The 12,426-nt window shown below is 64.7% G+C and carries 11 protein-coding genes; 2 read left to right on the top strand and 9 right to left on the bottom strand.

The genetic code is table 11. The features are described from left to right. Positions 1–5 precede the first annotated feature (5 nt). Complete coding sequence (locus MTBLM5_RS00220; RefSeq protein ID WP_173973802.1) at positions 6–1,493, top strand: hypothetical protein; 1,488 nt, start codon at positions 6–8, stop codon at positions 1,491–1,493. 66 nt (positions 1,494–1,559) lie between these two features. On the opposite strand, the gene MTBLM5_RS00215 is transcribed toward MTBLM5_RS00220, so the two are convergent. The 8 genes from MTBLM5_RS00215 to MTBLM5_RS00180 all read right to left on the bottom strand — a co-directional run bounded on the left by MTBLM5_RS00215 (position 1,560) and on the right by MTBLM5_RS00180 (position 9,496). Continuing rightward, positions 1,560–2,207 (bottom strand): NapC/NirT family cytochrome c, encoded by a 648-nt coding sequence (locus MTBLM5_RS00215; protein ID WP_173973801.1) that lies wholly within the window; start codon positions 2,205–2,207, stop codon positions 1,560–1,562. 31 nt (positions 2,208–2,238) lie between these two features. Continuing rightward, the gene (locus MTBLM5_RS00210; RefSeq protein WP_173973800.1) at positions 2,239–2,685 is read right to left on the bottom strand and encodes a nitrate reductase cytochrome c-type subunit; all 447 of its coding nucleotides are present in this window, start codon (positions 2,683–2,685) and stop codon (positions 2,239–2,241) included. A gap of 49 nt (positions 2,686–2,734) precedes the next feature. Then, complete coding sequence (gene napH, locus MTBLM5_RS00205) at positions 2,735–3,670, bottom strand: quinol dehydrogenase ferredoxin subunit NapH (RefSeq protein WP_173973799.1); 936 nt, start codon at positions 3,668–3,670, stop codon at positions 2,735–2,737. Further along, entirely contained in the window at positions 3,667–4,473 is an 807-nt protein-coding gene (gene napG / locus MTBLM5_RS00200; protein ID WP_173974042.1) for a ferredoxin-type protein NapG, read from the bottom strand. The genes napH and napG overlap by 4 nt, the downstream gene beginning before the upstream one ends. A 62-nt stretch (positions 4,474–4,535) precedes the next feature. Next, complete coding sequence (gene napA / locus MTBLM5_RS00195; RefSeq protein WP_173973798.1) at positions 4,536–7,037, bottom strand: nitrate reductase catalytic subunit NapA; 2,502 nt, start codon at positions 7,035–7,037, stop codon at positions 4,536–4,538. Next, positions 7,034–7,342: a chaperone NapD gene (locus MTBLM5_RS00190; protein WP_173973797.1), complete on the bottom strand. Its 309-nt coding sequence runs from the start codon at positions 7,340–7,342 to the stop codon at positions 7,034–7,036. The genes napA and MTBLM5_RS00190 overlap by 4 nt, the downstream gene beginning before the upstream one ends. Continuing rightward, complete coding sequence (locus MTBLM5_RS19160; RefSeq protein ID WP_173973796.1) at positions 7,333–7,647, bottom strand: 4Fe-4S dicluster domain-containing protein; 315 nt, start codon at positions 7,645–7,647, stop codon at positions 7,333–7,335. Before MTBLM5_RS19160 ends, MTBLM5_RS00190 begins: the two co-directional genes overlap by 10 nt. A 184-nt stretch (positions 7,648–7,831) precedes the next feature. Further along, positions 7,832–9,496 carry an EAL domain-containing protein gene (locus MTBLM5_RS00180; protein WP_173973795.1) on the bottom strand — a complete coding sequence of 555 codons (1,665 nt, stop codon included), beginning with the start codon at positions 9,494–9,496 and terminating at the stop codon, positions 7,832–7,834. Positions 9,497–9,586: 90 nt separating this feature from the next. On the opposite strand from MTBLM5_RS00180, the gene nudC reads away from it, so the two are divergent. Then, positions 9,587–10,528 (top strand): NAD(+) diphosphatase, encoded by a 942-nt coding sequence (nudC, locus tag MTBLM5_RS00175; RefSeq protein WP_173973794.1) that lies wholly within the window; start codon positions 9,587–9,589, stop codon positions 10,526–10,528. A gap of 15 nt (positions 10,529–10,543) precedes the next feature. Here the strand turns inward: nudC and MTBLM5_RS00170 are convergent, their stop codons facing one another. Continuing rightward, entirely contained in the window at positions 10,544–12,232 is a 1,689-nt protein-coding gene (locus MTBLM5_RS00170) for a methyl-accepting chemotaxis protein (RefSeq protein WP_254430844.1), read from the bottom strand. Positions 12,233–12,426 lie beyond the last annotated feature (194 nt).

Here is a 12,426-nt window from a genome sequence, read left to right as displayed (position 1 = left end):
CGGACATGAACAATCCAGTAAAGGACGACAACAACGATGCCTCCGGGGACGTTGTCGAACGGTCCTATTGCACCACCATCGAGGATTTCGCGAGCGTCGCCGCCCGCGAAATGATGGGCCGTTATCTCGGCAGTTTTCTTGACCCGCTGGTCATCACGCCGTCCGAGCTGGTTCATTCCTCCAAGTATCTGAAGCGCCTGAGCGATTCCGGCCGCGTGCTGATGAATGCCGTCGATAAGGTCGGCACCTTGCAGGCCAAAGCCAAGAATGTCAGCGCCGCCACCCGGGTCAAGGAACTGCACACGCTGGTCAGCACCGGCGTCCGCAAGGCGTGGGACGAGGACAAGGAAAAGCCTGTCCCCAGCGTGACCGCCGCCACCTTCCTGAAGCAGGTCGAGTCCGTGCGCGCCTCTGGCGCCGAGCGCGACCACCAGATCGGCCGCCTGCTGACCGAAGTCCTGTTCCAGCAAAAGACCTGGCGCGACAAGGCGACCACCCTGGTCTCCCTGCTGAGCCAGACCAAGGGAACCCCACTGTTCACCTTCATGGAGCCATGGCTGGCCGAGACCTTGCGGTCCGACCAGGCGCTGGATCAGTTGCTGGGCTTCCCCGACCGTCTGGAAGACCGTTGCGCCGATCTGGCCGACCTGTGGCGCGGCGCCTTGCAGGTGCGCGACACCGCCGCCCCGGTCATGAGCGAAATCAACGCCCTGATCGCCAGCGGCGTCGCCCCCAATTGCCGCAATTCCGTCGAGTACGGCCTGCTGCGCACGCTGGCGGCCAAGGACCCGCTGCGCTCGGCCGAGCCTGAAATCGAAATCCAGGCGATCTTCGACATGTTCCGCAAATTGTGGAATGGCGGCGACATCTGCGGCGGGGCCAAGACCGTCGGCAATCTGGAACGCCGCCAGAACCGCTGGATCACCACCGAAGGCGTCACCGACCTGCTGCGCGAGCGCAAGGTCGTGGCCGATCGGCTGGCCTATCTGATGACCCTGACCACCCTGGCCATCGGTCCCAGCAACCGCAACACGCTGAAGAATTTCATCGACCATTATTTCGGCGACCAGGATTTCGTGCCGCGCACCATCGGCGGACCGGAGCCGCCGGTGCCGAAGATGCAGACCCTGACCACCATCTACAAGGCGCTGAAGGGGTCGTGGCTGCCGGAGAACGAGAAGTACCCGGCCATGGCCAAGGTCGAGCAGGCCCAGATGGAACTGCTGAAGCGCGCCCGCCTGTTCGAGCAGATCGAGAAGAAGGGCGGCGGCGCGGCTCAGAAGGTTCTGACCCTGGTCGATCTGGCCCGCAAGGGCACCTTCATCGAGGGCGAGCCCCTGGCGGCGGTCGGGCCGGTCCTGCAGACCTATCTGCGCGATCCCGCCTTCCTGAGCGAATACGTCGCCGGCGCCTCGGGCGAGGACCGGGCCAAGAAGATCGCCCTGCTGTCCAAGACCCTGGGCAGCTTCGGCATCAGCTGGAACGCCGCCTGATCCTTTCATTGCCAAAAGAAAAGGGGCGCCCCGGTCACCCGGAGCGCCCCTTATTCTTTCACCGTCTTACTTCTTCTTGTGGACGGCGTTCCAGGTCTCGTTCATCTCGCGCTCGGCGTTGAAGGCACCGTCGGGCAGCTTGTGAGCGACGCCCTTGTGGCAGTCGATACAGGTCTTGCCTTCCTCGGCGGCCTCGTCGTGGCGGATCTGGGCGCGCTTTTGCTGGCGGCTCAGGTCGAAGGCGCTGAAGGTGTGGCAGTTGCGACATTCGCGCGAATCGGTCTCCTTCATCGCCAGCCAGACATTCTTGGCCAGGTCCAGGCGCTTGGCCTCGAACTTCTCGCGGGTGTCGATCGAGCCCAGGATCTTATGCAGCACCTCGTTCGAGGCCTGGATCTTGCGCTTCATCTTGTAGATCCACGGCTTCGGCACGTGGCAGTCCGGGCAGGTCGCCCGCACGCCCGAGCGGTTCTGGTCGTGGATGGTGCCGCGATACTCGCGATAGACGTTTTGCTCCATCTCGTGACAGGACAGACAGAACGCCTCGGTGTTGGTCAGTTCCATCGCCCAGTTGAAGCCGCCCCAGAACATGATGCCGGTGGCGAAGCCGACGATCAGGATGGCTCCCAGCGACCAGCGGCCGGTGGGCTTTCGCAGCAATTCCCACGCCTGGCACATCAGGCTGGGCTGTTTGCCGTCGGTGTCGTTGCTCATGGCCGTGATCCTTTCCTACTCTCGAAGGGTATCAGCGGCCCGTGACCGCGGGCTGGAACTTGTTTTCCACCAGCGGCTTGGCATCGACCTGCGACACATGGCACTGCGTGCAGAAATAGCGGTTGCCGTTGACGGTATCCTGACGGACGCCGTTGCGGTCGATGTAGTGAAGGTCGGAAATCTTCGGCGCCTTTTCCTGGTCGGAATAGGGCCATTCGTGGCAGCGCAGGCACTGATTGACCTTCAGGTCGATCTCGTACTTCTCGGTGGCGTGCGGCACCAACGGCGGCTGCTGGCGATAGGCGCGTTCGTGCTTGACGCCGTCTTGCACCTTGTAGACGTCGGGCGCCTTGTCCGGCGCGCTGACCGGCGTGTCCCGGAGCGCCCGCACATCGGCCGCCACGGCATCCTTGAAACCTGCAACCTGACCCAGGGCGAGCCCCAGGGCGACGGCGATGGCCATGATCTTGATTTTCACAGCGGTCACTCCCCTTCCAGAACTTCCATTTCCTTGGGCGTCGGCCATCTCAGCCCGCCCGCGCGACATTCCCGGGTCCTTCCTTCGCCGGCGGCACGATGTGATCGACATCGTCCAAACCGTTGCGAAAGCGGGTCCCGAACTCGAAAACATTCTTGGCGCAGACATCGATGCACCGCCCGCAATTGGTACAATCGCGGGAAGTGATCACCGGGCCGGCGCCGGTGGATTTGCCGCGCAGCGCCGGGGCGATCACATGTCGCTCGGGGCACACGGCGAAGCATTCCATGCAATTGTCGCAGGCATCGCGGCGCTTGGCGGTGACGCGCACCACGCTTTTCGACCCGACCAGCCCATAGAAGGCGCCGACCGGGCACAGATGGGTGCACCAGCCCCGTGAGGCCACGCCCAAATCGAACAGGAACAAGGCCAGCGTCACCAGCAGCGCCGATCCCGCGGTGAACAACCCGCCATAGACCAGGCCGCGATGCAGGATGGTGACGGGGTTGGCGAATTCCCAGGCGATGGTGCCGGTCGCCGCCGAGGCGACCATGACGCCCCCCAGGACGATGAAGCGGGTGCGCCGATCCAGGCTCCAGCCTTCCTTGAGGCCGAAGCGGGCGCGCAGCCAGGCGGCCAGGTCGGTCACCACGTTGACCGGGCACACCCACGAACAATAGGTCCGCCCGCCGACGACCGCATAGGCGGCCAGCACGATGACGGCGCCCACCAAGGCACTGGTTTCGACGACATGGCGGGCCAGGAAGGCCTGGGCCACCATCATCGGGTCGGCCAGCGGCAAGATGTTCAGGGTCAGGCTGGCGGCCAGCGTGCCCTTGGTGATCCACAGGCCGAACAGCGGCCCGGTCAGGAACAGGGCCAGAAAGCCGAATTGGGCCAAACGGCGGGCCAGCAGCCATTTGTGGGCGGCCAGCCAGCCTTGGGCCTGGGCCTTGGTGCGGCCGGGGCGGAGTTCGGCGCTCATGGCTTGAACTCCTTGAAGCCGCCGCCGGGCAGACGCTCGGGGCTGGGCATGGCGGCCGGAGGATCGGGCATGCGATCGGGCAGGTCGATGATGCCGTCGATCAGCGACTTGCCAGCCTTTTCCTTTTCCTTCCAGCCCAGGCGGTAATGGGCACCCAGGACGCCCACCGCCAGATTGTGCGGCAGCACCCGGATCGCCGCCTCGTCCAGCACGCAGCCCTTCTCGCACTTGCCGCAGCCGGTGCATTTGTCGGTGTGCACGGTGGGAATGAACATGGCGTGCTTGCCGGTCCGCTCGTTGTGATGGCGTTCCAGCGTGATGGCCTGGTCGATCAGCGGGCAGACGCGGTAACAGACGTCACAGCGCAGACCTAAGAAATTCAGGCAGGTTTCCTGGCCGACCAGAACCGCCGTGCCCATGCGGGCGTCGCGGATGTCGGTCAGGCCTTTGTCCAGGGCGCCGGTCGGGCAGGCGGCGACGCAGGGGATGTGCTCGCACATCTCGCACGGCACCGAGCGGGCGTTGTAGAACGGCGTGCCCAAGGGCTGACCGTCGCCGATATCGGACAATTTCAAGGTATCGTAGGGGCAATCACGGACGCACAAACCACAGCGAACGCAGGCCGACAGAAAATCGTCGGTGGCGATCGCCCCCGGAGGACGCAACGCGACGGCTTCGGCCCGCTTACGGGCAGGCACGGCCAGAAGCAGGGCAAGAACCCCCGCCCCGCAGGCCGCGCGCACGGTCTGGGCGAGAAGACCTCGCCGGCTGACCGCGCCCGTATGCTTGCCCTTGTCCGTCATCGTCACCTTCTCCGGGCCGGGGCCGCCCGCCCGCGAGCGGCCCCGTGATCACCACGCGCGAGCTAGGCCTTCTCGACCTTGACCGCGCACTTCTTGAAGTCGGTCTCTTTCGAGATCGGGCAGGTGGCATCCAGGGTCAGCTTGTTGACCAGGATGCTTTCATCGAAGAACGGCACGAAGATCAGCCCTTCCGGTACGCGGTTACGGCCGCGCGTATCCAGACGCAGGTTGATTTCGCCGCGCCGGCTCTTGACCTTGACGACGTCGCCATTGCGCAGATTCCTGCTCTTGGCGTCGTTGGGGTGCATGAAGCACACCGCGTTGGGAACCGCCTTGTGCAGTTCCGGCACGCGCCGGGTCATCGAGCCCGAATGCCAATGTTCCAGCACGCGGCCGGTGCACAGCCACAGATTGAACTCGGCATCCGGCTTTTCCGGCGGGTCCTGGTAAGGCAGGGCGATGATCCAGGCCTTGCCGTCGGGCTTGCCGTAGAACTTGACCCCCTCGCCGGCCTTGACATAGGGGTCATAGCCCTCGCGGAAGCGCCACAGGGTTTCCTTGCCATCGACCACCGGCCAACGCAGGCCGCGCGCCTTGTGATACAGGTCGAACGGCCCCAGATCGTGGGCATGGCCGCGACCGAAGGCGGCATATTCCTCGAACAGGCCCTTCTGGGCATAGAAGCCGAACGCCTTGCTTTCGTCGTTCTCGTGGCCGGGCTGCAGATCGGACAGCGGGTACTTGTTGACGGCACCGTTGGCATACATCACGTCGAAGACGGTCTTGCCCTTGTATTGTGGCGCCTTGTCCAGCAATTCGGCCGGCCAGACCTCCTCCATCTTGAAGCGCTTCGCGAATTCCATCATCTGCCACAGGTCGGACCGGGCCTCGCCCGGGGCCTTGACCTGCTGGCGCCAGAACTGGGTGCGGCGCTCGGCGTTGCCGTAGGCGCCTTCCTTCTCCATCCACATGGCGGTGGGCAGGATCAGGTCGGCCGACAGAGCGGTGACGGTGGGATAGGGATCGGACACCACCACGAACGCCTCGGGATTGCGGTAACCCGGATAGCCTTCCTCGTTCATGTTGGGGGCGGTCTGCATGTTGTTGGTGCACATCACCCAATAGGCGTTCAGCTTGCCGTCCTTCAGCATGCGATGCTGCAGCACGGCGTGATAACCGATCTTGGGGTTCAGCGTGCCGGGCGGCAGCTTCCAGATTTCCTCGGTAGCCTTGCGGTGACCTTCGTTCATCACCACCATGTCGGCGGGCAGACGATGGGCGAAGGTGCCGACCTCGCGGGCGGTGCCGCAGGCCGAGGGCTGACCGGTCAGCGAGAACGGGCTGTTGCCCGGCTCGGAAATCTTTCCGACCAGCAGATGCACGTTGTAGATCATGTTGTTGACCCACGTGCCGCGCGTATGCTGGTTGAAGCCCATGGTCCAGAACGAGGTGACCTTGACCTTGGGATCGGCATAGAGCTTGGCCATGGCGATCAGCTTGTCTTCGGGCACGCCCGAAAGCTTCGACACCTTTTCGACGGTGTATTCCGACACGAAGGCCTTGAACTCGTCGAAGGTGAAGTTTTCGACCTTGTTGGGGTCGCCCTTGCCTTCGCCATAGCCGTTATTGCCGGCCGCCTGTTCCAGCGGATGGGTCGGGCGCAGGCCGAAGCCGATGTCGGTGACGCCCTTCTTGAAGTTGACCGCCTTGTCGACGAACGCCTTGTTCACCGCGCCGGTCTGGATGATGTAGTTGCAGATGAAGTTCAAGATCGCCAGGTCGGTGTTGGGCGTGAACACCATCGGGATATCGGCCAGGTCGAACGACTTGTGTTCGTAGGTCGACAGCACGGCGACCTTGCAGCCTTCGTGGGTCAGGCGCCGATCGGTCAGGCGCGACCACAAGATCGGATGCATCTCGGCCATGTTCGAGCCCCACAGCACGAAGGCGTCGGCATGCTCGATGTCGTCATAGCAGCCCATCGGCTCGTCGATGCCGAAGGTGCGCATGAAGCCGGTCACCGCCGAGGCCATGCAATGGCGCGCGTTGGGATCGATGTTGTTGGACCTGAAGCCGGCCTTCATCAGCTTGACGGCGGCATAGCCTTCCCAGATGGTCCACTGGCCCGAGGCGAACATGCCGACCCGGGTCTGACCGTCGGGCTTCTTCAGCTGTTCCTTCCACTTCTCGGCCATGATGTCGAAAGCCTGGTCCCACGAGATCGGCGCGAACTCGCCGTTCTTGTCGAACTTGCCGTTCTTCATGCGCAACAGCGGCTTGGTCAGACGGTCGGTGCCGTACATGATCTTGGACAGGAAATAGCCCTTGATGCAGTTCAGGCCACGGTTGACCGGAGCGTCGGGATCGCCCTGGGTGGCGACCACCCGTCCGTCCTGCACGCCGACCAGCACGCCGCAACCGGTCCCGCAGAACCGGCACACGCCCTTGTCCCAGCGGATGTTGGCCTTGGCCGGCTGCGCCACTGCGGGCACCGCGATGCCAGCGGCGGCCGCGGTCGCGGCGGCCGCATTGGCCTTGATGAAGTCGCGCCTGCTGAGGCTCATGGAACGATCTCCCCTTCCAGCTCATTATCGAAATGATGGTAAACGAGGGCCACCGACAGGATTCCCTCGACGTCGTAAAAGCGGGTGATGGTCTCACTCGCCCACTGGCCGTCGGCGTCCTCGACGACGACGATCAATTTGCCCTCGTCGGTCATGGTATGGACCTCGGTGCCGGGCAATTCTTCCAGGGCGGCCTTGACGGCCACCCTTTGATCGGGTTGGGCGTGCACCAGCACGCCGCAGATATTGACGGGTTGGACCGGCGGCTCGGCGCGCTCGCGGGCCGCGAAAGCGTTCATGCGCATGATTTTGTCTCCGATGCGGCGGGATCCACCGGTTGCAGGGAAAGCGCACCCACCGGGCAGACCGCAAGGCAGTCGCCGCAGCCGGTGCAGGTGGCGGCATCAATCATCGGCATGGCGCGACCGCCCAGCATGGGGCGGATGCGAAGGGCGCGGGGTTCGCAAGGATCGGCGCAGGCGACGCAGGTGACGCCGCGGACGGCCAGACAGCCGCCCGCCACAACCGCCACCTTCGGTCGCAACTCACTCTGTTCACTGCGATCGTCGGACCGTCCGAAAAGGGCCCGGCGGGATAAGCTTCCCGTCATCGCTCTGCCTCACATTCAAGGTCCCACTCCCCAGAAGGACCCGACAGGCTGAACAGTGCCACCGCGTTAGGGTAGGCGGTTTGACTTTGGTCAACAACCCCACAATCCGTAAGGGGTTATCCGACTCTGTTACTCTGGTATTTACGCGCAGAGATTGAAATGCCGGCCATGGTACCGAAAGATATCAGTCTTTCGGGCGGGGAACGCGCCCGGCCGCCAGCATTTGCTGGAACTGATCGGCCGGCACTGGCTTGGAGTAATAGTACCCCTGGATGGTCGAGCAGCCATGTTCCCTGAGGAAGGCGACATGCTCGGAAATCTCGCAGCCTTCGGCCACCACTTCCAGGTTCAGGCCCTGCGACAGGCCGATGATGGCCCGGGCGATCTCGGCGGTCTTGGGGTTGGTATCGACGTCGGCGATGAAGGCGCGGTCGATCTTCAAGGTGGTGATGGGAAAGCGCCCCAGATAGGACAGCGACGAATAGCCGGTGCCGAAATCGTCGATGGACAGGCCGACGCCCAGATCGCGGATGGCGCCCATCTTGCGCACCGCCGATTCGACGTCGTTCATCAGCATGCTTTCGGTGATTTCCAGCTCCAGCCACTTGGGGTCGAGGCCGGTATCGCCCAGGACCCCGGTGACGGAATCGATGAAGCCCCTGGAACGGAACTGACGGGCCGAGACGTTGACCGACACCTTGACCGGGCTTAAGCCCATCTTCTGCCAGCCGATGGTCTGCTCGCACGACCGGCGCAGCACCCACGCGCCGATCTGCTCGATCAGGCCGGTTTCCTCGGCGACCGGGATGAACTCGCCGGGGCCGATCATGCCCTTGTCGGGGTCGATCCAGCGCACCAGCGCCTCGGCCCCGACCAGGCGGTCGTCGTCGGCCGACACCTTCGGCTGATAGAAGACGGTGAATTCCTCGTTGACCAGGGCGCGGCGCATGCGCGATTCCAGATCCAGGCGGACCTTGGCCTTGCGGTTCATGTCCTTCGAGAAGAACTGGTACTGGTTGCGCCCCGACACCTTGGCGTGATGCAGCGCGTTTTCCGCCTGCTTGACCAGACCCGAGGCGTCGGGCGCGTCCTGCGGGAACAGCGCGATACCGATCGAGAAGGTCACCACCACCTCTTGCCCATCCATCGCGAAGGGCTGCTTGATGGAATGCAGCACCTTCTCGGCGACGATGACGCTGTCGTCCATGTCGGCGATGGTCATCACCATGGCGAACTTGTCGCCGTCGAGACGGACGACGGTGTCGGTCTCGCGGATGCAGTGGCGCAGACGGTTGGACACCTCGATCAGCAGACGGTCGCCGGCGGCATGGCCCAGCGCGTCGTTGACCATGGTGAAGCGGTCCAGGCCCATCATCAGCAGGGCGACCGAGCCGCCGACGCGATTGCAGGTCAGCACGGCGCGATCGACGCGGTCGCCGAAGATGTCGCGGTTGGGCAGGCCGGTCAGTTGGTCGTGGCCGAAACGCTGCTCGCCGGTATCGCGCGCGGCATCGGCGGCCAAACGGACCAGCCCCAGGTAATAACAGGGAAAGTCGGTGCCCGGCCCGTTGACGGCCGAGGTGCTGATCACCACCGCCTTCTCGGTACCGCCGACGCAAGCGACATTGCCCTGCCAGCGCCCCCCCTTGGCCGAGACCGCGTCGATCAGGGATTTGCGGGCGAGATTGGCAAAGCGATCGTCGCCTTCGACCAGCCCCTCGGTCGAATGGCCGGTCATCACCTCGAAGGCCTTGTTGACACGCACCAGGCGTCGCTCGGCGTCGCACACAACGACGGCGTCACGGATCGTCTCCAGCAAGGTCTCTAGCAGCGCGCTTTGATCGATCATCGGCTCCCCCAGGAGCCCCCCATTTTCATGAAACCCGACAGAATGGCAATGACCTTGTGCGAATCATGCGACGATGCCATCGTTTGCCCTATGGACCCCATCCTTTATTCTGCGGTTCCGCTGGACCGCGCCCATCATTTACGCCGCGACGACAAGGCGATCGACACCCTTGTCCGCCGTCCCGACCGGTTGCTGGTGCCACTTTGGCGCGATCTGTCATTGGTCACGCCGGAAGGCGCGGTGATGCCTGACGGCGACCTCGCCGCTCGCCTGCTCGACCTTGCCGGTGTCACGGTGTTCCTGGGCCTGTGGGCCGGGCGGCCGGTGTTCGCCGCCGACCTGTCCGAGGCGCAGCCCGAGCCCGATGGCACGCCCCCTCGCCTGGGGCCCGATGGCGCCTGGACCGCGTTGAAGGCGGTCGGCGGCACCCTGCCGGCCGACCATGCGGCGATCCTGGCCTATGGCCGCGCCCTGGTGCTGTGGCACCGCCGGGCGCGCTTTTGCGGCATCTGCGGCGCCCCCACCCAATCACGGGAAGGCGGCCATATGCGCCAATGCCAGGATGGGACCTGCGCCGCGCCGCATTATCCGCGCACCGACCCGGCGGTGATCATGCGGGTCGACGGCACCGATGAAACGGGGCAGCCGGCGATCTTGATGCATCGCCAGAAGATCTGGTCGCCCGGCATGTGGTCGGTGCTGGCCGGCTTCGTCGAGCCGGGCGAGACCCTGGAAGAGGCGGTTGCCCGCGAAGTGCGTGAGGAAAGCGGCATCGAGGTGGCGGCGGTCCGCTATCACAGCGGCCAGCCCTGGCCGTTTCCGTCATCCTTGATGCTGGGCTTTTCCGCCACCGCCATCGGGGGAACCCTGGCCCCCGATCCGGACGAACTGGAAGACGCGCAATGGTTCAGCAAGGCCCGCATCGCCGCCGAGTTTTCCGATGCGCACCGCACCGACGGCAGCGGCCGGCCCTTCCTGCCCCGCCCCGACGCCATCGCCCGGCGGTTGGTGGATGACTGGCTGCGGCGGTAAGCACGCAGCCAATCGTCACATCGCCTTGACGCCCTTGAGGAAGCGGTCGAGACCGCCCATCAGGCCTTCCGAATCGCGGGCAAGCGAGTCGGCGGCGCTCAGGACCTCGCGGGCGGCGTCGCCGGTTTCGGCCACCGCCTCGGACACCGTGCCGATCGAGCTCGACACCTCGCTGGCCCCATGGGCCGCCTCGGCGACATTGCGGGCGATTTCGCCGGTGGCGGCCCCTTGCTGCTGCACCGCCTGGGACACCGAATCGGCGATCTGGTTCATGGCCTCGATGGTACGGCTGATCTCGCTGATGGCCGCGACCGCCTCGGCGGTGGTGGCCTGGATGCCGCTGATCTGGCTGGTGATGTCGCCGGTGGCCTTGGCGGTCTGGTTGGCCAGATGCTTGACCTCGTTGGCGACCACCGCGAAACCCTTGCCGGCTTCACCGGCACGCGCCGCCTCGATGGTGGCGTTCAAGGCCAGCAGATTGGTCTGGCCGGCGATGGCGTTGATCATGCTGACCACTTCGCCGATCCGGCCGGCGGCGTCGGCCAGGCCGCGCACCACTTCGTCGGTGCGCCGCGCGGCGGCCACCGCCTCGCGGGCGATGGTCGAGCTCTGGCCGACCTGATGGCCGATTTCGGCGATCGAGTTGTTCAGCTCCTCGGCGGCGGCGGCGACGATTCCGACATTGGACGAGGTCTGCTGCACGGCGGCGGCCACCACCGCCGTCTCGGCGCTGGTGCGGTCGGCCGAGCCGCTCATCAAGGTGGCGGTGGCCCGCATCTGGGCGGCCGCCGCATTGACCGCCTGGGCCGCCGACGAAACGCCGGCATCCAGTTCGCTGGCCAGGCGTTCCAGGGTGTCGCGCCGCTCGGCCTCGGCCTTCAGGCGGTGCTCCTCCTGCTCGCTTTGCAGACGGCTGACCGCCAGGGCATTGGCGCGAAACACCTCGACCGAGCGGACCATGTCGCCGATCTCGTCCTTGCGGGCGACGCCAGCGATCACGACGGCGGTGTCGCCGTCGGCCAGCTTGTGCATACCGCCGGTGATGGCGGACAGGGCATCGATGACACGGCGCCCGACCCAATAGGACAGGCCCAGCACCAGCATCACCACGGCACCGATCAGCAGCGCCTGGCGCTTGACCTCGGCCATGAAGGCGGTCTCGACATCGTCGAGATAGATGCCCGAACCGACCACCCAGCCCCACGCCTCGACGCCCTGAACAAAGGAAACCTTGGCGACCGGCTGGTCGAAGCCGGGCTTCGGCCACAGATAATCGACGAAGCCGGCCTTGTTGGCCCGCACTTCGTCGGCAAAGGCGACGAACAGCTTCTTGCCGACCGGGTCCTTGAACTCGGACAGGTCCTTGCCGTTCAGTTCGGGCTTGATCGGATGCATCACCATGCGCGGCAGCAGATCGTTGACCCAGAAATATTCCGAGCCGCCGTAGCGCAGCGTCTTCAGGGCAGCGAGCGCCGCGCCCTGGGCCTGATCGCGGGTCATGGCCCCGGATCGCTCCTGCGCGACGTAATGATCGACCAGCGTCACCGCGCTTTCGACCAGATGCCGGGTCTTGATCCGGCGACCGCTCAGCAGTTCGTCATGCAGGCTGGACAGCCCCAGACCGACCATCACCATCATGCCGACCATGGACGCAGCCACGATCAGCAGCATCTTGGCCCGAAAACTCCAATTATCGATGAACATCGCTGCTTTGATCCCGAACCTGAGGATTTTCTTATACTTGCGGTCCAGTTGGTTCCGGCCGCGAATTTTCTCGATTGTGCACCGCACCAAAAAACAATGAAACCAACTCTCAGGTCAAGATTCCAAAGGAAGTAGAAACGCACAGGCGCGAATTGTACGCCGCTACAAACGTATAGGGTAAATGCCTGATGGGA

This window comes from Magnetospirillum sp. LM-5 (assembly GCF_902729445.1).
In the GTDB taxonomy this organism is placed as follows: Bacteria; Pseudomonadota; Alphaproteobacteria; order Rhodospirillales; family Magnetospirillaceae; genus Magnetospirillum.
This window is presented reverse-complemented; position numbering and strand designations above follow the sequence as displayed.